Raw genomic sequence first — 21499 nt, forward strand, 5'->3', positions numbered from 1 at the left:
CCCTACTCAGGATACAGCCGTTTCTCGCCCCAGAACACGGCGTAGGAATTGCCGTTGTAGTCCTCGATCTCGCGGTATCCCGCCTCGCCATAGAGCCGCCGCGCGACGTCCATCGTCGCCGCCGTGTCGAGCCGCACGCGCGCGTACCCGAGCTCCCGCGCCGCGTCCTCCAGCGCTGCCAGCAGCCGTCGCCCGTGCCCGCGCCCGCGGGCCTCGGGCAGCGTGTACATCCGCTTGACCTCGGCGACATCGTCACCCAGCCGCCGCACGCCGCCACCCGCGACCGGCACGCCGTCCTCGAGCACCACCACGTAGGCGCCGTCCGGAGGCGACATCTCGCCCGGGTCCACGGTCGACGTCGTCTCGGCCGACACCGGCCCGAGGCTCGCCTCCACGTAGGCCTCCATCGCCACCAACAGCTCGCGCGCGACCTCTGAGTCGCCGTCGATCCGCCTCACGTCGATCACGCCTCGTATCCTGCCGAACCGCATGGCCAGAGACTGGTACGACCTCTTCCTGCTTGACCAGGCGCCCCCCGAGGTGCCCGCCGAGCCCGAACGCGAGGAGAAGCGCCGCGGCTTCTTCAAGCGCCTACGCGAGAACATGAAGAAGACGCGGGAGGCGCTGACCGCGGAGGTGCAGGCCACGCTCTTCGAGGGTGACCTCGACGAGGAGACCTGGGAGCGCCTGGAGGAGGCGCTGATCTACGCCGACGTCGGCGCGGCCACGACCGCCCAGGTGGTCGAGGAGCTCGAGCGTGAGGCCGAGGACGGCAACCTCGTCGGCGGCGAGGCGCTCAGCAATCGCCTCGCGGAGCTGCTCGCCCAGCTCGCCCGCACCGGCGACGACAAGATCGATCTGCGGCCCGACCCCACGGTCATCCTCGTCGTCGGCGTCAACGGCACCGGCAAGACGACGACGATCGGCAAGCTCGCCTGGCACCTGCGCAACACGCTCCAGCTGCAGGTCGTGGTCGGCGCGGCGGACACGTTCCGCGCCGCCGCCGTCGAGCAGCTCGAGCGCTGGGGCGAGCGCGCCGGCGTGGATGTCGTCAAGGGCCCTGAGGGCTCCGACCCCGGCGCCGTCGCCTTCGACGCCATCGCCCGTGGCCGCGAGCGCGGCGCCGACGTGATCATCATCGACACGGCCGGCCGCCTGCACACGCAGACCAACCTGATGGACGAGCTGACCAAGGTCCGGCGCGTGATCTCCAAGCAGATGCCGGACGCGCCGCACGAGACCCTGATGACCGTGGACGCCACCACGGGCCAGAACGGCGTGCGCCAGGCGAAGCTGTTCGGCGAGGCCGTCGGCGTCACCGGGATCATCCTCACCAAGCTCGACGGCACGGCCAAGGGCGGCATCGCGCTCGCGATCGCCAACGAGCTCAACATCCCGGTCAAGCTGATCGGCATCGGCGAGCAGCTCGAGGACCTGCGGCCGTTCGACCCGGATGATTTCGCCAAAGCCCTGCTGACCGCGTAATCTCGAGCTCATGGACCCCTGGGTGATCTGGCTGATCCTCGCGGTGGCGCTCGCCGTGGGGGAGATCGCCACGCTGGGCTTCTTCCTGGCGCCGTTCGCCGGCGGGGCGGCGGTCGCGGCGGTCCTGGCCGCGTTCGGCGCGGGCACGACGATCGAGGCCGCGGCCTTCCTGGTGGTCTCGATCATCCTGCTGGCGGCGCTGCGCCCGCTCGCCCGCTCGCATCAGAAGACGAAGGCACTGAAGATGGGGACCGCGGCACTCGTCGGGCAGACCGCGATGGTGGTGGAGCGGATCGCGAACGACGAAGGCGTGGGCTGCGTGAAGCTCGACGGCGAGATCTGGACCGCCCGCGCGTACGACGATGATGCCGTCATCGAGCCGGGCACGAAAGTGCACGTCCTCGAGATCCGGGGCGCGACCGCGCTCGTGGCCGAGTAAGAGGGAGACCGAATGACCGCAGGCCTGATCGCGCTGATCGTCCTGATCGTGTTCCTGTTCATCATCGCCGCCTCGGGCGTGCGGATCGTGCCGCAGGCGCGCGCCGGAATCGTCGAGCGGCTCGGCCGCTACAGCCGCACGCTCGACCCGGGGCTGACGCTGATCGTCCCGTTCATCGACCGCGTCAAGCCGCTGATCGACCTGCGCGAGCAGGTGGTCTCGTTCCCGCCGCAGCCCGTGATCACCGAGGACAACCTCGTCGTCGGCATCGACACGGTCATCTACTTCACGGTCACGGACCCGCGGGCGGCCACCTACGAGGTCGCCAACCCGCTGCAGGCGATCGAGCAGCTCACGGTCACGACGCTGCGCAACGTCATCGGCGGCATGACGCTCGAGGAGACGCTCACCTCCCGCGACAGCGTCAATAGCCAGCTGCGGGCCGTGCTGGACGAGGCCACGGGCCGCTGGGGCATCCGCGTCGGCCGTGTGGAGCTCAAGTCGGTCGAGCCGCCGCGCACCGTGCAGGAGGCGATGGAGAAGCAGATGCGCGCCGAGCGTGACCGCCGCGCCACGATCCTCACGGCGGAGGGCGTCAAGCAGTCCCAGATCCTCACCGCCGAGGGCGAGAAGCAGTCCGCCGTGCTGCGGGCCGAGGGTGAGCGCACGGCCGCGATCCTGAAGGCCGAGGGCGAGGCGAAGGCGATCGAGACGGTCTTCAACGCGATCCACGAGGGCGCTCCGGATCAGGCGCTGCTGCAGTATCAGTACCTGCAGACGCTGCCGCAGCTGGCCAACGGCGACGCGAACAAGATCTGGATCATCCCGTCCGAGTTCACGAGCGCCGTCTCGAACCTGACCGAGCAGTTCGCCGGCAAGGCGAAGCCGAAGCCCAAGCCGTCCTCGACCATGGACGAGATCGACGAGCGCGCCCGCCGCGACGCCGAGGAGGCCGCCCGCGCCGCCGCGCAGGCGACGCAGGAGGCCGAGAGCGCCACGAGCCAAGTCGGGACCTCACCGGCGCCGCGCGAGATCCCGCCCGCCCCGCCGGTACCCGGCGCCTAGCGGCCCTAGGGGCCGCGGCTCATGCCGCGGCCCGCTCTCACAGCGCCACCGGGATCAGCACCTGCCGCCCGCCGGCGCGCAGGCGATAGACGACCGCCGCGGCCGGAGGGGCCTTGACCGTGGCCTTGAACCTGCCGTTGCGGCTCGCCTTCGCCCTCGCCTCACGCCGCCACTGACCGCACGCGGTCATCCGCTCCACGATGACCGTGCCCGTCGTCATCGCGGACAGCGTCACCGAGCCCCCGGACCGGCGGGCCGCGCTCTGGCGCAGCTTGGACTGCAGCGCCATCCGCGGCGATGTCGTGTTCCCGATCACCGCGGTGTACTGCCCGGCGCGTGCGGCACCGCCGATCCCGAACGTCCCGTCCGCCCGGACCTTGGCGCTGGCGACGCGCTTACCTGCACGGCGCAGCTGCACGGTCTGCCCGGCGAGCGCCCGCGCGGCCACGCCCGCGGCCCGCAACCGGCTGCCCCGGCTGGACACCTCGGTCAGCAGGAGCGACGCCCGGGCGCAGGTGAGCAGGATGTCGGGGCCGGAGGCCGAGGCGAACGAGAAGCCCGCCTGCGGTGAAGGGCCGGCGCCGCCCCCGCTGCCACCGCCCCCGCCGCCGGTGTTGCCGCCACCCGGGGCGGACGGCGTCTGCGGCCGCTCGACGGTGATCGTGAACGCCCGCCGCGTCTCCTTGAGCTCGTCGTCGCGGACGACCGCCTCGACGGTCACCGAGCCGGGCTGCTCGAGCGTGAGCGTGCTCAGCTGCGCCGCCGGCTCGAGGACGACGCCGTCGAGCTCCCACCAGCCGCGCTCGACTTTGCCGTTGGCGTCGGTCGAGCCGCGGCTGTCGAGCTCGACCTGCTCGCCGACGGTCCCGGTGGCCGGCACCTCGGCGCGGAGCACCGGGGCGGGATTGGTGATCGTGACGGTCCGGGTCGCCGTGTCGACGGCGCCGTCGACGCTGCGCACGGTCGCCTGGACCGTGTACGTGCCGCTGTGGCGGAACGCGTGCGTGACGTCGATCCCCGTGGCGGACGTGCCGTCACCGAAGTCCCACGCGACCTCGTCGATCGCCGCGCCGGTGCTCGGAGCCGCGGTCAACGCGACCGCTTCCGGAGCCACGCCGCCTTCTCCGCCGCCGATCGCGGCGTGGATCGGGTCGACGGCCGGTCCGACGGCGAACGGCGACAGCGACGTGACGCTGCCCTGCAGCTTCGACCCGTCGAACGTGGACTGCACCTGCTCCCAGCGCCCGCCCGTGTGGTGCCACAGGCTGTCGCCCGCCGACGCGGGCAGCGAGACGGTGATCGCTCCAGAAAAATCTGCGGCCGTGTCGATCTCCCACGCGTCGCGGACGCGGAAGTTGGGGTGGGCGGGGACCTCCGAGCCCGACTTGGGCACGACGATCGTCGTGCCGGCGGTGTTGACGCGGGCGAACGTGAGCTTGGGTCCGGACGCGTACGCGACCTCCACCAGCTCACCCGACCGGCGCATCGAGACCGCGGAGTCCAGCGTCTTCTTGATCTGGCGGGCGATGGCGGCCTGACCGGCGATCGTCGGGTGGAACGGCGCCGCCGTCTTGAGATCGATCGCGGTCCAGCTGGCGCGCGGGTCGAGTCCGGTGTCCATGCCGAACACCCACGGGTCGTCCGAGCAGAACCGGTGGTCGGCGAATTCGGGGTTGGCGGGGACCGCCATCACGCCGTGAGCCGCGTCGGCCGCCTCTTTGATGCGCCGGTTGAGGGTGTTCAGCCCGGTGACCATCTTGTTGATGTCGTCGCGGGCGAAGCCGCTGGTCCACCCGCCCTTGACGTCGAAGCAGTCCTCGTCCTCGTCGGAGGCGGGGAACGGGTTCACGTACTGCGTGTGCAGGATGAGCGGCCGCTTGCCGTTCGCGTCGCCGATGTCCTGGATGCGCTTGTAGAGGCGGGTGAGCCGGCTGGACACGTAGTCGCCGTCCACGCGCGTGGTCGCGGTATCCAGGTTGCCGCCGCAGGTCCCGACCAAGACGGACGAGACGGGGTAGAAGCAGCTCGTCACGATCTTGGAGAACTGGATGTCGTTGGCGCCGATGCTGACCGTCACGAGGTCGGGCGTGCTGCCGACGTACTGCTGGTTGACGCCCGGGCCGTCCGCGAACCCGCCGATCTGCGGCTCCTTGACGCCGTCGGTGTCCTGGCGGCCCTTCAGGCCCTCGTCGAACGTGGCGCCCGTGCACGAGAGGTGCTCCTTGAGCGTCGCTCCGGTCAGCGTGGCCAGGACCCGCGGATGGGCCTCGTCGCTCTGGTGGCAGCCGATCGGCTCGTAGAAGACATCCCAGAAGGCCGAAGAGCCGTTCTTGTCCTCCCAGCGCTTGCTGTCTTTGTTCCACTTGTAGCCGTAGCCAATGCCCTCACCGGCGCTGACGGAGTCGCCCACCGCTGTCAGGTCCCGGCCGGCGTACGTGAGCGCCTGGCCCTGGGCAAGCACGTACGGGAGGCCGATCGTGCCGTCCGGCGCGGTGAAGGTGCCGAGCTCCTGGGCGATCGCCAGCACGCGCCAGCGGTCCGGGAACTTGGTGAAGGCGTTGTGGACCGAGCACGACCAGTTGGAGAGCGAGGCGTCCGTGGTCTCGGCGAACGCGGGGTGGTCGGCGACCCGGTGCGAACGGTTGTAACAGCCCGCGGTCTGGGTGGCGAACTCACCCGTGGTGCCGTCGATCGCGTCGAGCACCTCGACCATCCCCGCGTCGTTGTTGTCGCACTCGAAGGCGGCGTAGAGCCCGGTCTCGTCGCCCGAAGCGGCGAACAGGATCCCGTTGGCGACCAGAGGCCGGCCTCCGCTCCCGTGATCGCTCGGATCGCTGCCGATCAGGATCTTGTTGCCGGTCGCCGCAGCCGACCACGCCGCCTTGCTCGAGACGAGCGTGCTGCGGGCGCCTCCGCAGCTGCGCTCGGGGAGGACCAGTGCCGCGTACTGCTTGAAGTCGTCGACGGTCTTGCCGACCCACTCGGCGGGCCCGAGGATGACCGGCTCCAGCCCGCTGTCGCGCGCCCGCGCGGCCTCGTAGGTCCCGTTGCTGGGCGAGCTGATGGAGAGGATCGCCACCTGCTTGGCCGCGGTCGGCGTCGAGCGGGCGACGGCGACCACGCTCAGCAGCACCAGCACCGTTCCCACCGCCGCTGCCACGGCCGCCAACCGCACCCGTGCCCGATCGCCTCGACTCATCCTGTCGCCCCCTCACACCGCTCCGTAGTTCCGCGGCACTCTCTCAGCGCTCAGCGACCGCTGCCCATCAGACATTCGTCCACGCGGTGCTCTAGCGTTGCGGCGTGGGGTTCGAGGGCGACGCCTATCTGTTCGCGGTCGCGCTGGTCGGGGCGTGGCTGCTCGCGGTCGCGGCAATCGCCGCTCTGGCGTTCCTGCGGCCGAGCCGCGCCGGCACGCTCGTGCTCGGCGTGGCGGCTGCGGCCCAGCTCGCCATGCTCATCCGGGCGGCGACCGTCCAGCTGTGGCCGCTGGTCGTGGTCGCGGCGCTCGCGCTCGTCGGTGCGCTCGCGGTCTGGCGGCGCTGGCGGGTCAGCTCTGCCCGAAGGCCGCCATGCCCTTGATGCGGTTGTCCGCGTCGAGGGCGGCGACCTTGTAGGACTCGGCGAACGTCGGATAGTTGAAGACGGCGGTGACGAGGAAGTCCAGGCCCTTGTCGCCACTCGCCATCACGGCCTGGCCGATGTGCACGAGGTCGGTGGCGCCGCTGCCGAGCACGTGCACGCCGAGCACCGCGCGCGTCTCGGGCGAGACGAGGAGCTTGAGCATCCCGTCGCGGTCGCCTGCGATCACGCCGCGCGCGAGCTCGCTCCAGCGCGCGATCCCGCTCACGTAGGGCACCGACGCGTCCGTCAACTCCTCCTCGGTCGCGCCGACCTGCGCCAGCTCGGGGATCGCGTACACGCCCGTCGGGATCAGCTCCGGGAGTTGGGTCACGGGCCGCTCGAACGCGTGCAGCGCCGCGATCCGGCCCTGTTCCATGGCGGTCGCGGCGAGGCCGCCGGCGCCGCCGCACTTGGCGCAGTCGCCGACGGCGAAGATGTGCGGGACCGTGGTCCGGTAGGTGCCGTCGACCTCGATCCGGCCGCGCTTGTCGGCGCTCAGCCCGGCGTTCTCGAGCTCGAGCTTCTCGGTGTCTCCCTGGCGGCCGGTGGCGTAGAGCACGGTCTCGGACACGATCTCCTTGCCGGAGGCGAGCTTGAGCCGCGCGCCACGGCCGGGCAGCGCATCCACGCCGGATACCTTCTCGCGCAGCCGGAACGTGACGTTGCGGCGCCGCAGCAGGTACTGGAAGGCCTCACCGAGCTCGCCGTCGAGGAACGTGAGCACGCGGTCGCGCTGATCGACGACGGTCACCTTGGTCCCGAGCGCACCGAACATCGACGCGTACTCGACGCCGATCACGCCCGCCCCGACGACCGTCATCGTCCGCGGCACGCGCTTCTCGAGCTTGAGCAGCCCGTCGGAGTCGATGATCGTGCGGTCGTCGAACTCGACGGACGCGGGGCGCGCGGGCCGCGTGCCGGTGGCGATCACGATCCGCTGCGCCTTCACCGGCTCGTCGCTGCCCTCGATGCGGACCGTGGTCGGGTCGATGAAGGACGCGTCGCCCTGCAGCAGCCCGACGCGGTTGCGCCGGAACTGCTCGCGCGTGATCGCGGTCTCGCCGGCGACGACGGCGGCGGCGCGGTCGAGCAGCTGCTGGATCGCCTCCTGCTCGGTCTCCTCGACCCGCGTCGGATCGAGCACGTCCAGCGGACGCGTCGCGATCTGTTCCAGCGTGGCCTGACGCAGGGTTTTCGAAGGAATGGTCCCGGTATGGATCGAGACACCGCCGAGGCGGTTTCGGCGCTCGGCGACGGCGACGCGCTTGCCGAGCTTGGCTGCTTGGATGGCGGCGCGCTGGCCGCCCGGACCCGAGCCGATGACGAGAAGATCGAGCTCCACGGCGGGTACAGTCTCACAGCACATGTTCGACTCGCTCTCGGAGAAGCTTCAAGGGACGCTGGCGGGCGTTCGCCAACGCGGCGCGCTGACCGAGGACGACATCAACAAGGCCATGCGCGAGATCCGCCTCGCGCTGCTCGAGGCCGACGTCAACTTCAAGGTCGTCAAGCAGTTCACGAGCTCGGTCAAAGAGCGCGCGCTCGGGATCGAGATCACCAAGCAGCTCAACCCGGGCCAGCAGGTCATCAAGATCGTCAATGAAGAGCTGACGGCGCTGATGGGCGGCCAGTCCGCCGGCATCACGTTCTCGCCGCGGCCGCCGACCGTGATCCTGATGGCCGGCCTGCAGGGCTCGGGCAAGACGACCGCGACCGCGAAGCTCGCCAAGCTGCTCTCCGAGCAGAACGGGTCGTCCGTCGCGGTGGCCGCGTGCGACGTCTACCGCCCGGCGGCCGTCGATCAGCTGATCAAGGTCGGTGCCCAGGCGGGCGCGACGGTGTACGAGCGCGGGACCGACGCCGACCCGGTGGACATCGCCGGATGGGCGCTCGACCAGGCCAAGCGGGACGGCAAGGACGTCCTGATCGTGGACACGTCCGGCCGCCTGCACGTCGATCAGGCGCTGATGGCCGAGCTGGCCAACATCAAGAAGCGCGTGCGCCCGCACGTCGTCCTGCTGGTCGTGGACGCCATGACCGGCCAGGACGCCGTCAACGTCGCCGAGCAGTTCGCGGAGGTCGCGCAGTTCGACGGCGTGATCCTGTCCAAGCTCGACGGCGATGCCCGCGGCGGCGCGGCGCTGTCCGTGAAGGCGGTCACGGGCAAGCCGATCCTGTTCGCGTCCACGGGTGAGAAGCTCGGCGACTTCGAGAAGTTCCACCCGGACCGGATGGCGCAGCGCATCCTGGGCATGGGCGACGTGCTGTCGTTCATCGAGAAGGCCGAGCAGCAGGTCGACCAGGACGAGGCCAAGGAGCTCGAGCGCAAGCTCCGCAAGAACCAGTTCACGCTCGAGGACTTCCTCGACCAGCTCAAGAAGATCCGCAAGATGGGCCCGCTGACGTCTCTGCTGGGGATGATCCCGGGCCTGGCGGGCCACCAGCTGTCGAAGATGAACGTCGACGAAAAGGAGCTCGACCGCGTCGAGGCGATGATCCTCTCGATGACGCCCTACGAGCGCCGGCACCCGGAGCTGATCAAGGGCTCGCGCCGGCTGCGGATCGCCAAGGGCTCGGGCACGACGGTCCAGCAGGTCAACCAGCTCGTCAAGCAGTTCGACCAGATGCGCAAGGTCATGCGCGGCATTCAGCAAGGGAAAATGCCTGATCTCGGTCAGATCATGCGCGGTCGCTAAACTGCTGCGCCGATATGGCAGTCAGCATGCGACTCACCCGCGTCGGCGGGAAAAAAGATCCCCAGTGGCGGGTGGTCGTCGCCGATCGCCGTTCCCCGCGGGACGGCCGGTTCATCGAGACCATCGGTCGTTACAACCCGCAGACGGAGCCGTCCACGGTCGTGCTCAACGAGGAGCGGGTTCGGTACTGGCTTTCGAAGGGCGCGCAGCCCTCTGAGCCGGTCCAGAAGCTCATGAAGATCCAGGGCATCTCCGCCTAAGCGACTGTTCGTGCGCGAGCTGCTCGAGTACCTCGCGCGGTTGCTGGTCGACCACCCTGAAAAGGTGCAGGTCGAGGAGTACGAGGAGGACGACGGCACGCTCGTCCTCGAGCTCTCGGTGGATGATGATGACTACGGACAGGTCATCGGACGCGGTGGGCGAACCGCCCAGGCCCTCCGGACGGTCGTCAAGGCCGCCGCGGTCAAGGACAACCGACGCGTCCTCATCGACATCGTCGAGTGAGCTGGTGGTCGGCCGCGTAGGCCGGCCGCACGGGCTCGACGGTTCCTTCTACGTGTACGACGTCGCCCCGGAGCTCCCCGCTTCGGGCGGGATCGTCTCCGGGCGCCGCATCGTGCGGCGCGCCGGCACGGCTGAGAAGCCGATCCTGCGGCTGGAGGGCTCCGCGACCCGCGAGGACGCCGAGGCGCTGCGCGGCCTCGTGCTGACGATCCCGCGCGAGGACTCCATGCTCGACGAGGACGAGTTCTGGGCGTCCGATGTGGAGGGGTGCGCGGTGGTGTGTGGCGACGTGGCGGTCGGCGTCGTGCGCCGCATGAGCGCGCTGCCGTCCGTCGAGGTGCTGGAAGTGGACCGCGAGGACGGGTCCGAGCTGCTGGTGCCGCTCGTGCGCGACTGCATCCGCTCGATCGACCTCGAGGCGCGCCGGATCGACATCGACCTGGAGTTCCTCGGTGAAGGCTGACGTTTTCACGCTGTTCCCGCAGTGGTTCGAGTGGTTCCGCTCGCAGCGCCACGTGCAGAACGCGCTTGCGCTCGGGCACACGGTCGATGCGTTCGACTTCCGCAGCGCCACGCCGCTCAAGTGGGGGCAGGTGGACGACACGCCGTTCGGCGGCGGCGCGGGCATGGTCCTGCGCGTGGACGTGATGGAGGCGGCGCTGCGCGAGCGCTACGGGGAGGACCCGGTGTCGCTGCGTTCGCACCGGCGCGTGGTCGCGTTGACCCCTGCCGGCCGCCTGCTCGACGACGCGCTCGCCACCGAGCTCGCGGGGGAGGAGGAGCTCACGCTGCTGTGCGGCCGCTACGAGGGCTTCGACGAGCGCATCCTCGAGCACTTCGTGTCCGACCAGATCTCGATCGGCCGCTACGTGCTGGCCGGCGGCGAGCTGGCCGCGATGGTCGTCCTCGACACGGTGCTGCGCAAGCTGCCCGGCGTGCTCGGCGACGATCTGTCCGCGGTCGAGGAGTCGTTCTCGCAAGCGCTCGAGGGCGCACCGGAATACCCGCACTACACGAGACCGGCTCAATGGCGTGACTGGGCGGTTCCCGACGTGTTGCTGTCGGGCCATCACGCCCGCGTGGAGGAGTGGCGGCGAGCGCAGTCGCGGCTGCGGGCGCAACGTCCGCTACCATGATCGACCGCCCTGGAGCCCTGTACGCCCGAGGCCATTCTTAGCCATGAGCACTGTTATCGACACTCTCGAGCGCACTCAGCTGCGCCGCGTGCCCCGCTTCCAGTCGGGTGATCGCGTCAAGGTCCACTTCCAGGTCATCGAGGGCTCGCGTCGCCGTACGCAGGTCTTCGAGGGCGTTGTGATCAAGCGCCAGGGCGAGGGGGTGCGCGAGACCTTCACGGTCCGCAAGCAGTCCTTCGGCGTCGGCGTTGAGCGCACGTTCCCGATCCATTCGCCAAAGATCGAGAAGATCGAGGTCGCTGCTCGCGGTGACGTCCGTCGCGCGAAGCTCTACTACCTGCGCGGCCGGGTCGGCAAGCGCGCCCGCGTGCGCGAGCGCCGCTACACCGGTCCGGAGGAGGTCGTCGAGCGCGGCATCCTGTACGACCCGTCGGCGGAGACCGCGGCTGCGGTCGACCCCGAGGTTCCGGGCGAGGCTGTCGACGAGCAGGCGCTCGTCGAGGCCGAAGCCGAGGTCGCCGAGACGCAGGCGTCTGCGGACGCCGAGTCGGCGGCCGCGGGTGACGAAAAGCAGAGCTAGGAGCACCGCGGCGTGGCGACCAAGAAGGGGTCGTCGTCGACCTCCGGGTCTCTCGTTGAGCTGGTCCTGATCGTCGCGGTCGCGCTCGGCCTCGCGCTCGGGATCCAGGCCTTCTTGGTCAAGCCGTACCGGATTCCGAGCGAGTCCATGGTCCCGACCCTGCAGATCGGGCAGCGTGTGCTGGTCAACCGGATCGGCGAGCGCTTCACGAGTCCCGAGGTGGGAGACATCGTCGTCTTCCACCCGCCGCAGGGCGCCACCACCAACACGTGCGGGTCGGGGCAGCCGGCCGCCGGCGCGCCGTGCGGCGAGCCGACGGCCGATCGCGCCGACGTGAACTTCATCAAGCGCGTCGTCGCCGGTCCCGGCGACCGCATCTCGATCGAGGACGGGCACGTCGTGCTCAACGGCGAGCGTCAGACGGAGGACTTCGCGCGGCCGTGCGATCCGGAAGATGCGTGCGAATTCCCGACGGAGATCACCGTTCCAGCCGACCACTACTTCATGATGGGCGACAACCGTGGCTCCTCTGACGACAGCCGCTTCTGGGGTCCAGTCCCAGAAAAGTGGATCATCGGCCAAGCTTTCGCGACCTACTGGCCGCCGGGCCGCATCGGCCTCCTCTAAGAAGCCGTCGGGCTCGCGCCTGTTCAAGTTCGACCGCGAGCTCGGCTACCGGTTCGTCGCCGGTGCGGACGAGGCGGGGCGCGGCTGTCTGGCCGGGCCGCTGGTCGCCGCGGCGGTGCTGTTCGACTACGAGACGTTGTCGTTGTCGGACCGGCGCTCGCTGAGCGCGCTCAACGACTCCAAGCAGCACTCGGAGGAGATGCGCGAGCTGCTGTATCCGCGTGTGTTGCGGGCGGCGGTGCGCGTGTCGGTCACCTCGCGGTGCGTGCGCGGGATCGACTCGCGCGGCCTACACAAGACGAACCTGGCCGCGTTGAGCGACTGCCTGCGCCGCGTGGGCGCAGAAGACGGCATCTGCCTCTCGGACGGGTTCCCGGTGCCGGACTGCGGGTTCGAGCAGCGCCACGTCGTCGGTGGTGACGCCACCTCGGCCGCGATCGCCGCCGCCTCGGTGATCGCCAAGGTCACGCGCGACCGCTTCATGCGGCGGATGGAGAAGCAGTATCCGGGCTGGGAGTTCGGCACCCACGTCGGCTACTCGACCCCCGAGCACCGGGCGGCGATCGAGCGCCAGGGCGTCTCGCCGCTGCACCGCATGTCGTTTCAGTCGATGGCCTACCAGCAGCTGGCGCTCTAGGTACCGCGACCGCTCGAGGCTCGCCCCGGTAACTTCGGCGGGGTGCTGGTCGGGCTGGTCTTGGCGGGAGCGTTGTTCGCGGCGGCGCCCGCTGGCGCGCAGAGCGTCGAGGCGTTGGAGGCGCGCGAGCTCGGTGAGGGCGGGCCGGTGCTCGACGCGGGCACCGTCGTCTGGAGCCGTGGCGAGGGCGGTGACGGCGTGCGTGTGTCCGCGCGGGCCGCGGCCGGCGGGCCGGTTGCCCATCTCGGGCGTGCGTCGTCGGGTGCGGCCTCGGCCGGCTCCTGGCGGCTGGCCGCGGGTGCCGGGCGGGTCGGGCTGCGCGTCGTGTCGGGCCGGGGTGGCGTGGGCGCGCTGCTCAGCGCGCCGTTCGGCGGCGCGCCGCTGCGCCGCTCGGTCCCGCGGGGCGCGACCATGGCGGCCGACCGCGACTTCTGGGCCTGGTCGGGCGGCTATGTGACGTTGGAGCGGTCGGGCCCCGCGCTCGGCGCGGTGGTGACGGGCGCCGACGGCTCGGTGCGCCGCCTGGCGCTGCCCGCGGGCGCGCGGGTGCGGACGCTGGCCGTGGCGGGCTCCCTCGCGGCCGTGTCCGTGGGGCAAGCGGTGGTCGTGTTCGATCTCGCGACGGGCGCCGAGGTGCGCCGGGTCGCGCTGGACGCGATGAGCGTCGGCTCGTTGTCGGTGGACCCGAGCGGCGCGCTGGCCGCGACGGGCGAGAGCGAGTACGGGGTCGACGTGCTGGCCTGGGCGCCCGTGGGCGCCGGCGCGTTCGAGGTCGTGACCACCGGTGGAGACTTCGGGCTCGTGTCGCTGGCGGGCGGGCGGATCGCCTACGTCGCCTCGCGTGGCCTCGACGAGGGCGCCCGCGCGGTCGTCGTCGAGCCGCGGCCCGGCTCGGAGAACCCGACCGTGCTGTTCCGCGGCCCCCCGGCGTTCCAGATCGAGACGCTCGACTTCAACGGCTCCCACGTCGCCTGGTCCTCACAGGCCTGCCAGTTCCTGTCGTTGGCTGCGCCCGCCGCCTCGGGCGTGACGGTCCCGGCGGGTCCCTGCGCGCGCTCCGACGTCGCCGTCACCGTCTACAGCACGCCCACCCTCGGCCACCGCAACCCGAGCCTGCCCGTCATCATCCGCTGCCTCACCGCCCCGACCGCCGGGTGCCGGGTCGATGTCCGCGCCTACGAGATCGGCCGGTCCGGAAGCCGGTTGGGGCGCGCCCGCGCCACCGTCCCGCGCGGTGCCCGCCGCACGGTCCGCGTCCCGATCGGCGCCCGCGCCGCGGCCCGCCTCCGCCGCGCCGACATCGAAGGCGGCGCCTACTACGTCATCCGCACCATCGACCCCGACGGGCGCACCCGCCAGGTCGGCCCGCTCTAGCCGCGCACGCGGCGCGCCTCGTCGCGCCCCGGCGTGGTTTCCTCTTGCCATGGCCACGTTCGTCTTCGTTCACGGTGCCTGGCACGGCGGCTGGTGCTGGCGCGATGTCGCCACCGAGCTCGCCTTCGCCGGTCATGACGTGCTCACGCCGACGCTGTCCGGCCTCGCCGAGCGTCGTTCGATGGCCGCCTCCGCGACGCTGGACGGGCACGTCGAGGAACTCGCCGGCCTGCTCTACTTCGCCGACCTGCGTGAGGTCGTGCTCGTGGGCCACTCCTATGGGGGCATGGTGGTCACCGGCGCGGCCGCGCGCGCGCACGCGCGGATCGCGCGGCTGGTCTTCCTCGACGCGTTCGTGCCCGAAGACGGCCAGTCGTTCTTCGACCTGCTGCTGCCGGCGCGGCGCAAGGCCTACGACGAGGCGACGTCCGGCGGAGTCGTCGTTCCGCCCTCACCGGAGGTCTTCGGCGTCGTGGGTGAGCGCGCCGACTGGGTCTCGGACCGCCTCACGCCCCACCCGCTCGCGACGCTGACGCAGCCGCTTCCCGCACCCTCGTCTCCGCCCCTGGCGCGACAGTACGTGCGCTGCACGCAGGGCCCGCTCACGGCCAGCTTCTCCGGCTTCGCCACGCGCCTGCGCGACACCGCGGGCTGGGATGTCGTCGACTTCGACGCGCCCCACGACGCGATGGTCACGCACCCCACCGATCTCGCCGCGCTGCTCGCCGTCGCGTAATTCCGGCACAAAGAATTCGCACTTCCGGCACAAACACGCCGTAGCGCTGTTGCAGGGGTCGGCCATAGCGTCGCGCCCCATGACCGACGTCCGGCATACGGCGGGCCAGCAAGGCGAGGATCTCGCCGCGCAGCACTTCGAGCGTCTCGGGTTCGAGGTGCTCGCCCGCAACCATCGCACCCGCTTCGGCGAGCTGGACCTCGTCGCCTATGACGGCTCGACGCTCGTCTTCGTCGAGGTCAAGACCCGCCGCTCCGATGACCGCGAACCGTGGGAGAACCTGCACTTCGTCAAGCGCTCGAAGGTGCGCCGGATGGCGATCGCGTGGCTCACCGAGGCGCCGGGCCGCCCGTTCGGCGCGGCGTTGCGCTTCGACGGCGTCGCGGTCCTGCTCGACTCGCGCGGCGAGCTCATCCGGCTCGACCATCTGGAGGCGGCGTTCTGATGCTCGCCCGGGTGACCACCTTCGCGGTCGAGGGCGTGGACGCGCGGCGCGTCTGGGTCGAGGCCGACATCCGGCTCGGCCTGCCGGCGTTCACCGTCGTCGGGCTCGCGGACAAGGCCGTGCGCGAGGCCCGCGAGCGCGTGCGGGCGGCGCTCGTGAACTCGGGCTACGAGTTCCCGCTGCGGCGCATCACGGTCAACCTCGCGCCGGCGTACCTGCGCAAGGTCGGGCCGGCGTTCGACCTGCCGCTGGCGGTCGCGGTGCTCGTCGCGTCCGGGCAGCTCGAGGCCGAGCGGGTCGAGTCGTGCGCGATCGTCGGCGAGCTCTCCCTGACCGGCGAGGTGCGCCCGGTCCGCGGCGCGCTCGCCGTCGCGGAGGGCACGCGCCGGCACGAGCTGCGCAGGCTCGTCCTGCCGCTGTCGCGGGCGCGCGAGGCGGCGCTCGTGCCGGACATCGAGGTGATCGGCGTCGAGTCGCTGAGCGAGCTCGTCGCGACGCTGCGCGGCGAGGAAGCGCCGCCCGGCCTGCCGAACGAGGTCCCCGACGCCGCCGAGGACGTCCCCGACCTCGCCGACGTGCGCGGCCACAACGCGCTCATCCTCGGGCTCGAGGTCGCGGCGGCGGGCGGCCACAACCTGTTCCTTCAGGGCCCGCCGGGCACGGGCAAGACGATGATCGCCCGCCGGCTGCCGTCCATTCTCCCGCCGCTGAGCCCGGACGAGGCGATCGAGGTCACCCGCATCCAGTCGATCGCGGGCCTGCGCGGGAGCGCCGGACTGGTCACCGAGCGCCCGTTCCGCGCGCCCCACCACACGATCTCCGCGGCCGGCCTGGTCGGCGGCTCCAACCCGCCCCAGCCCGGCGAGGCGACGTTGGCACATCGTGGAGTGCTGTTCCTGGACGAGCTGAGCGAGTTCGCCCGGCCGAGCCTGGAAGCACTGCGCCAGCCGCTCGAGGACGGCCACGTCACGATCGTCCGCGGCCAGCAGGTCATGGCGTTCCCGACGCGCTTCATGCTCGTCGCGGCCTCCAACCCGTGCCCGTGCGGCCTCGGCGGCTCGCGCTGCACGTGCACCCAGGCCGACCTCGCTCGCCACCGCCGCCGCCTCTCGGGCCCGCTGCTGGACCGCATAGACATCCTCATGCGCGTCGAACGCCCACCGTCGGAGGCGCTGCGCCGCCAGGCCGCGCCGCCCTCGGCGACCGTGCGCGAGCGCGTCGTCGCCGCGCGCGCACGCCAGGAGCACCGCCTCGCCAACCACCCCGAGGCCTGCAACGCCCAGCTGACCTCGCGCCAGATCCGCGAGCTCGGCCAGATCACGCCGAGCGCCCTGCGCCTGCTCGCCGAGCTCTACGACCGCCACTCGCTCTCGGCCCGCGGCCATACACGCATCCTGCGCGTCGCGCGCACGGTCGCCGACCTCGACGCCTCCGACATCGTCGGTCCGGAGCACGTCAGCATCGCCGGAAGCCTCCGCCTCGACGACCACCTACCGCTCGCGGAGGCCGCATGAGCGCCACCGTGACGACGCTCCGGTGGGGGGTGACGCGGCCACGAGCGAGCGCAGCAGCCCCGGTGCTGCGCCACGAAGCGGCGCCACGGCCGCGGCCACATCGCGGGCGGCGCGGCGTCTCCGGACCGCCGCGGCAGCCGCGTCGGGCCAGCCGGCGTCGCCGGGAGGCGCGGTCATGACCGCGTGCGACGTGTGCCTGCGGCGGACGGGGCTGATCGCCGCGATCGCCGGCCGGCTGCAGATCGAGTTCAAGCAGCGCAGTGCGCCCGGGCGGGTGCTCGCGCTCAGCGACGAGGCGCTGATCGAGGTCGGCGCCTCCGAGGACATCGCGCGCCGCTACGCCGAGTTCGATGCGCCCGCGGCCCGCGCGCGGGCGACCGCCGCCGGGCTGGTCACCGTGTGCCGCTGCCGCGACGAGTACCCGGAGCGGCTCCGTGACCTCGCGGACCCGCCGGCCGTCCTCCACATCCTCGGCGACCCGGCGGTGCTCAAGGACACGGACGGCGTCGGCGTGGTGGGCGCGCGACGCGCGTCGACCTACGGGATCGATGTCGCCCGCGCGCTGGGGCGCGGGCTCTCCGCGGCGGAGGTCACCGTCGTCTCCGGGCTCGCGATGGGCATCGACTCCGCCGCCCACGCCGGCGCGCTCGAAGGCCCCGGGCGCACGATCGGCGTGCTCGCCGCGAGCGCCCACATCCCGTACCCGCCGCGCGGGCGCCTCCTGCACACAGCGGTGGCCGAGCGCGGCGCGGTGATCTCGGAGATGCCGCCGGGGGCGAGCGCGCACCGCTGGTGCTTCGTCGCGCGCAACCGCATCATCGCCGCGCTGTCGGCCGCGACCGTCGTCGTCCAGGCCACCGAGCGCTCCGGCTCGCTCACCACCGCCGACTTCGCGAACGAGCTCGGCCGCGCGGTCGGCGCGGTGCCCGGCATGGTCACGTCCCGCCTCTCGGGCGGAACGCACTCGCTCATCCAGGCGGGCGCGCCGCTGATCCGTCACGCCGAGGACGCGCTCGAACTCCTCGCCGGAGCGACGGGCCGCGTGTTCACCGCTCCGCCGGAGCAGCGCGTCGCGCCGCGGCCGGAACTCGAGCCGCGGGTTGCCGCGCTGCTCGCGGCGGTCGAGGACGGCCACGGCACGCTGTCCGAGCTGGCCGAGACGACGGAGGAGGCCCGCTTCGCGCTCGCGGGCCTCGCCGAGCTCGAACGCCTCGGCCTGGTCCGCCGCGGCTTCGCCGGCCGCTGGGAGCGAGCGGCGTGAGCGTCACGCCCGCGCGAAGGGGCCATCGGTCAGTTGACCCCGCATACGGGGGTCAAGTGACCGATCGTCACGGTTGTGCCGCGCGAGCGAGCTGGTCCGCGCCGCTACGGCAGGACCCAGGTGTCCTTCGCGCCGCCGTTCTGCGACGAGTTGACGACCAGCGCGCCCTCGGAGCGCGCCACGCGCGTCAACCCGCCCGGCAGCACGCGCGGGTTGCAGCCCTCGCCCAGGAAGACGAACGGCCGCAGGTCGATGTGCCGCGGCGCCAGTCCGCCGCCGTCAACCACGGTCGGGTGGGTGGAGAGCATGATCATGCGCTGGGCGATCCAGGCGCTCGGGTCGGCGAGCACGGCTTTGCGGGTGGCTTCGATCTCGGCGGGCGACGAGCGCGGCGCGATCAGCACGCCCACGCCGCCGTGGCCCGCACGCGGCTTCAACACCAGCTGGTCGAAGACGTCGAGCGCCTCCTCGAGCTGCGCGGGCTGGGAGAGGTCGTAGGTCGGGACCGACCGCAGGATCGGCTCCTCCTCGACGTAGAAGCGGATCATGTCCTCGACGTAGGCGTGCGTGAGCTTGTCGTCGGCGACGCCCGTGCCGTACTGGTTCACGAGGCCCAGGCGACCCGCGCGCACGGCCGGGAGCAACATGCGCGCGAGGTCGGAGTCCACGCGGTCGGCGTTCGTGCGGCGATAGAGGACGTCGATCCGCCGCGCCTCGCGCAGGCCACGCGGCTTCAGCCACACGCAGTCGTCCTCGCGCACCTCGAGCTCGTGCGGCTCCACGAGCGGGATGCCGAGCTGGCGGGAGAGCCAGCCGTGCTCCCAATAGGCCGAATTGCGCTCGCCGTCGGTGAGCAGCGCGGCGACCGGGGCCCGCCGCCCACGGGCGGACGATGGGGCGACCGCGCGCAGCGTGTCGGCCAGCAGGTCGATCTCGCCGTCGAGGGGACGCGGCGTTGCGTCGGGCGGAACGTCGATGTGCTCGAGCAGCGCTCGGCGCGTCGCGTGCAGGTACGCGAACCCGGAAGGCGTGCGGACGTTGTCCTCCAGGACCAGCCAGGACCCGTCGCAGTCACGGACCAGGTCCAGACCGGCGACACCGATCCAGACGTTGCCGGGCGGCCGCACCCCGCGCATCTCGGGTTCGAAGTAATCGGCGGACTCCAGTACCCAGGCGGGGACGACGCCCTCGGACACGATCCGCTGCTCGCCGTACACGTCCGCGACGAACGCGTTCAGCGCGCGCACGCGCTGCGCGAGCCCGCGCTTGACCGGCTCCCATTCGCTCGCCGTGATCACGCGCGGGACGGGGTCGACGTAGAACTCCAGGTCGCCTTCGACCGACGAGAAGCGAACGCCGGCGCGCCGCAGGGTCCGCGACACGCGGCCCGGCAGTTCCGCGGGCTCCGCGCGCAGAACCGCCTCCAGCCCCGCACGGTACGCCGCGCGCACCGCGCCGTCCTGCGTGAACGCCTCGTCGTAGCAGCCCTCGACGGCGGGATAGGCGGAGAGCAGCTCGTCGGCGGGCATCGAGGCCATCAGACGCACCAGCCTGACAGAACGTCAACCCGCGGACCCCCTACACGCGGGCCAAACGCGATCAACCGCCTAACCTGAGCGCGATGGCCCCTCCCGCAGTCCTTTCGATCGCCGGGTCGGACTCCGGCGGCGGCGCCGGCATCCAGGCGGACCTGAAGGCGTTCGCGCGCTGCGGCGTCCACGGCATGACGGCGATCGCCGCGCTCACGGCCCAGAACACCGTGGGCGTGACGGGCGTTCACGCGGTCCCGCCGGAGTTCATCGTCGAGCAGGTCAAGACGATCAACGAAGACATCCAGATCGCCGCGGTGAAGATCGGCATGCTCGGCACGGCCGCGACCGTCCGTGCCGTGCGCACCGCGCTCGAGCTGCTGGACCCGGCCACGCCGGTCGTGATCGACCCCGTGATGGTGTCCGAGAGCGGGTCCGTCCTGCTCGACGACGAGGCGCGGCAGGCGATCGTCGAGGAGCTGCTGCCACTGGCCACGGTGATCACGCCGAACCTGCCGGAGGCCCGCGTGCTCGCGGGCGGTGAGGGAGACACCGCGGCGTGGGCACGCGGGGGCGATCCGAGCCGCGACGTCGAGGATCTCGCCCGGGCGCTGCACGCGCTCGGGCCAGAGGCCGTTGTCATAACGGGCGGCCACCGCGAGGAGGTCGTCGACGTGTACTTCGACGGCGTGCACTTCCACTCGCTCACCGGTGAGCGACACCCGGATGGGGCTGCGCATGGGTCGGGCTGTACCCACTCCAGCGCGCTTGCAGCCCACCTCGCGCTCGGCTTCCCTCCGCTCGAAGCGGCCCGGCACGCGCGGGCGATCGCGTCCGAGGCCGTCAAGCACGGCCTGCGCGACCTCGGGCGCGGAGCGGGGCCCGTGGACGCGCTGAACATCGCCGTCCGTGGCCTGACGGCGCGTCAGCCTGGCGCGACCACACCCTCAAATCCGCCCCAGCGCACGTGACATAATGCGCGCATGAAGTTCCTGCGGATGCGTCCGGGCTATGGCGAGCAGCTGATCGCCGAGGGGGATCCGAACCTCCTCGAGGACGAGCAGCGGCTCGTGGAGGAGTTCCGGAAGCAGCTGGAGCTGGGCATGTGGGCCGCGATCCCGGTGCAGACCGAAAGCGGCCGCAGGGAGGCCGAGATGGTCCGGGACTTCGCCGAGGTCCCGCGCGACGCCGGCCGCGTCATCTTCTTCCCGCGCGCGGCGGGCGGAGCGCGCTGACCCGCCGTGACGGTCGCGCTCATCGCCACGGCGATCGTCATCGTCGCGCTGCTGTTCGAGGTCACGATCCCGTGGTTCGACCGCCGGGCCGAGGCCCGTCGCGTCCGTAAGGCCGCGATCGAGGCCGGCCACATCGCCGCGTACGACCCGGGCCGCGAGCGCCGCGCCGAGAACCGCGCGCGCGAGCTGCTGAAGTCGTGCGTGAACGAGGAGGAGTGGGAGATGTACCGGGACCTGGGGCTGATCCGGGTCTGGGGCGGCGAGAGCCTGGACTCCGAGCTCCGCGGCGTCCCGTACGCGTACCTCATCTACCCGCACAAGCCGATCGTCGCCTACCTCCCGCAGACGGGCCGCCTGCTCAACGAGTACTGCGTCGAGTTCCCGGACGAGTCCAAGCCGTACGGTTCCACGCGGCTCCCCGACTCCGACGACGTGCTCGCCAAGTGGATGGCGCTCAAGGGCGACGAACGGCGGCTGATCTCCTCCGCGAACATGCACCTGCCCGGCCGCCAGGTCGACCAGAAGCTCCTCCAGCGCGACATCTGGCGTCTCGGGCGCTGGGAGCGCGAGCGTCTCGAGCGATCGGGACGCACTCAGTCCGGCGCCGCGTAG

General features: G+C 71.8%; 23 protein-coding genes and 1 pseudogene. 20 read left to right on the top strand and 4 right to left on the bottom strand.

The genetic code is table 11. The annotated features are described in order from the left end of the window. Positions 1 to 2 precede the first annotated feature (2 nt). On the bottom strand, positions 3 to 467 hold the full coding sequence (locus OJ962_RS27180) for a GNAT family N-acetyltransferase (RefSeq protein ID WP_202952415.1): 465 nt from the start codon (positions 465 to 467) through the stop codon (positions 3 to 5). 22 nt (positions 468 to 489) lie between these two features. Here OJ962_RS27180 and ftsY point away from each other — a divergent pair, with 22 nt between their 5' ends. The 3 genes from ftsY to OJ962_RS27195 are packed head-to-tail and all read left to right on the top strand — an operon-like array spanning position 490 to position 2989. Beyond that, positions 490 to 1485, top strand: a complete 996-nt coding sequence (ftsY, locus tag OJ962_RS27185) for a signal recognition particle-docking protein FtsY (RefSeq protein WP_202952416.1) — start codon at positions 490 to 492, stop codon at positions 1483 to 1485. Positions 1486 to 1495: 10 nt separating this feature from the next. Beyond that, positions 1496 to 1924 (top strand): NfeD family protein, encoded by a 429-nt coding sequence (locus tag OJ962_RS27190; protein WP_202952417.1) that lies wholly within the window; start codon positions 1496 to 1498, stop codon positions 1922 to 1924. 12 nt (positions 1925 to 1936) lie between these two features. Next, positions 1937 to 2989 carry an SPFH domain-containing protein gene (locus tag OJ962_RS27195; RefSeq protein ID WP_202952418.1) on the top strand — a complete coding sequence of 351 codons (1053 nt, stop codon included), beginning with the start codon at positions 1937 to 1939 and terminating at the stop codon, positions 2987 to 2989. A 37-nt stretch (positions 2990 to 3026) separates the two neighbouring features. On the opposite strand, the gene OJ962_RS27200 is transcribed toward OJ962_RS27195, so the two are convergent. Next, the gene (locus OJ962_RS27200; RefSeq protein WP_270006738.1) at positions 3027 to 6149 is read right to left on the bottom strand and encodes a PKD domain-containing protein; all 3123 of its coding nucleotides are present in this window, start codon (positions 6147 to 6149) and stop codon (positions 3027 to 3029) included. Between the two features lie 143 nt (positions 6150 to 6292). Between OJ962_RS27200 and OJ962_RS27205 the strand changes: the two genes are divergently transcribed. Continuing rightward, positions 6293 to 6571, top strand: a complete 279-nt coding sequence (locus OJ962_RS27205) for a hypothetical protein (protein WP_202952420.1) — start codon at positions 6293 to 6295, stop codon at positions 6569 to 6571. On the opposite strand, the gene sthA is transcribed toward OJ962_RS27205, so the two are convergent. Further along, the gene (gene sthA, locus OJ962_RS27210; RefSeq protein WP_202952421.1) at positions 6540 to 7955 is read right to left on the bottom strand and encodes a Si-specific NAD(P)(+) transhydrogenase; all 1416 of its coding nucleotides are present in this window, start codon (positions 7953 to 7955) and stop codon (positions 6540 to 6542) included. The genes OJ962_RS27205 and sthA overlap by 32 nt on opposite strands. 22 nt (positions 7956 to 7977) lie before the next feature. Between sthA and ffh the strand changes: the two genes are divergently transcribed. The 13 genes and pseudogenes from ffh to dprA all read left to right on the top strand — a co-directional run bounded on the left by ffh (position 7978) and on the right by dprA (position 18123). Next, positions 7978 to 9309: a signal recognition particle protein gene (gene ffh, locus OJ962_RS27215; protein ID WP_202952422.1), complete on the top strand. Its 1332-nt coding sequence runs from the start codon at positions 7978 to 7980 to the stop codon at positions 9307 to 9309. Between the two features lie 14 nt (positions 9310 to 9323). Beyond that, positions 9324 to 9569, top strand: coding sequence for a 30S ribosomal protein S16 (gene rpsP, locus OJ962_RS27220; protein WP_202952423.1), 246 nt, complete (start codon positions 9324 to 9326; stop codon positions 9567 to 9569). A gap of 10 nt (positions 9570 to 9579) precedes the next feature. Continuing rightward, on the top strand, positions 9580 to 9813 hold the full coding sequence (locus OJ962_RS27225) for a KH domain-containing protein (RefSeq protein ID WP_202952424.1): 234 nt from the start codon (positions 9580 to 9582) through the stop codon (positions 9811 to 9813). Positions 9814 to 9817: 4 nt separating this feature from the next. Continuing rightward, a complete protein-coding gene (gene rimM / locus OJ962_RS27230; protein ID WP_202952425.1) occupies positions 9818 to 10276 on the top strand; it encodes a ribosome maturation factor RimM in 459 nt (152 codons plus the stop codon). Beyond that, entirely contained in the window at positions 10266 to 10949 is a 684-nt protein-coding gene (gene trmD / locus OJ962_RS27235) for a tRNA (guanosine(37)-N1)-methyltransferase TrmD (RefSeq protein ID WP_202952426.1), read from the top strand. Before rimM ends, trmD begins: the two co-directional genes overlap by 11 nt. Before the next feature lie 43 nt (positions 10950 to 10992). Then, positions 10993 to 11343, top strand: a pseudogene (gene rplS, locus OJ962_RS27240) (50S ribosomal protein L19); the annotation flags it as partial. Positions 11344 to 11541: 198 nt separating this feature from the next. Beyond that, complete coding sequence (gene lepB, locus OJ962_RS27245) at positions 11542 to 12156, top strand: signal peptidase I (RefSeq protein WP_202952428.1); 615 nt, start codon at positions 11542 to 11544, stop codon at positions 12154 to 12156. Continuing rightward, the gene (locus OJ962_RS27250) at positions 12050 to 12793 is read left to right on the top strand and encodes a ribonuclease HII (protein ID WP_270006739.1); all 744 of its coding nucleotides are present in this window, start codon (positions 12050 to 12052) and stop codon (positions 12791 to 12793) included. The genes lepB and OJ962_RS27250 overlap by 107 nt, the downstream gene beginning before the upstream one ends. Positions 12794 to 12835: 42 nt before the next feature. Then, positions 12836 to 14167, top strand: a complete 1332-nt coding sequence (locus tag OJ962_RS27255) for a hypothetical protein (protein ID WP_202952429.1) — start codon at positions 12836 to 12838, stop codon at positions 14165 to 14167. Between the two features lie 49 nt (positions 14168 to 14216). Then, entirely contained in the window at positions 14217 to 14903 is a 687-nt protein-coding gene (locus OJ962_RS27260) for an alpha/beta hydrolase (protein WP_202952430.1), read from the top strand. 79 nt (positions 14904 to 14982) lie between these two features. Beyond that, complete coding sequence (locus OJ962_RS27265) at positions 14983 to 15348, top strand: YraN family protein (RefSeq protein WP_202952431.1); 366 nt, start codon at positions 14983 to 14985, stop codon at positions 15346 to 15348. Further along, a complete protein-coding gene (locus tag OJ962_RS27270) occupies positions 15348 to 16862 on the top strand; it encodes a YifB family Mg chelatase-like AAA ATPase (protein ID WP_202952432.1) in 1515 nt (504 codons plus the stop codon). The genes OJ962_RS27265 and OJ962_RS27270 overlap by 1 nt, the downstream gene beginning before the upstream one ends. 175 nt (positions 16863 to 17037) lie before the next feature. Continuing rightward, complete coding sequence (gene dprA / locus OJ962_RS27275) at positions 17038 to 18123, top strand: DNA-processing protein DprA (protein ID WP_238931103.1); 1086 nt, start codon at positions 17038 to 17040, stop codon at positions 18121 to 18123. A 104-nt stretch (positions 18124 to 18227) separates the two neighbouring features. On the opposite strand, the gene OJ962_RS27280 is transcribed toward dprA, so the two are convergent. Continuing rightward, positions 18228 to 19661 carry a circularly permuted type 2 ATP-grasp protein gene (locus OJ962_RS27280; RefSeq protein ID WP_202952434.1) on the bottom strand — a complete coding sequence of 478 codons (1434 nt, stop codon included), beginning with the start codon at positions 19659 to 19661 and terminating at the stop codon, positions 18228 to 18230. An 83-nt stretch (positions 19662 to 19744) separates the two neighbouring features. Between OJ962_RS27280 and thiD the strand changes: the two genes are divergently transcribed. Genes thiD through OJ962_RS27295 form a run of 3 tightly spaced genes read left to right on the top strand, consistent with a single transcriptional unit; the run spans position 19745 to position 21499 of the window. Next, a complete protein-coding gene (gene thiD, locus OJ962_RS27285; protein WP_202952435.1) occupies positions 19745 to 20623 on the top strand; it encodes a bifunctional hydroxymethylpyrimidine kinase/phosphomethylpyrimidine kinase in 879 nt (292 codons plus the stop codon). Positions 20624 to 20635: 12 nt separating this feature from the next. Next, positions 20636 to 20887, top strand: a complete 252-nt coding sequence (locus tag OJ962_RS27290) for a hypothetical protein (protein ID WP_202952436.1) — start codon at positions 20636 to 20638, stop codon at positions 20885 to 20887. A gap of 6 nt (positions 20888 to 20893) precedes the next feature. Then, on the top strand, positions 20894 to 21499 hold the full coding sequence (locus OJ962_RS27295) for a hypothetical protein (RefSeq protein ID WP_202952437.1): 606 nt from the start codon (positions 20894 to 20896) through the stop codon (positions 21497 to 21499).

Source organism: Solirubrobacter deserti (genome assembly GCF_027587175.1).
GTDB lineage: Bacteria > Actinomycetota > Thermoleophilia > Solirubrobacterales > Solirubrobacteraceae > Solirubrobacter > Solirubrobacter deserti.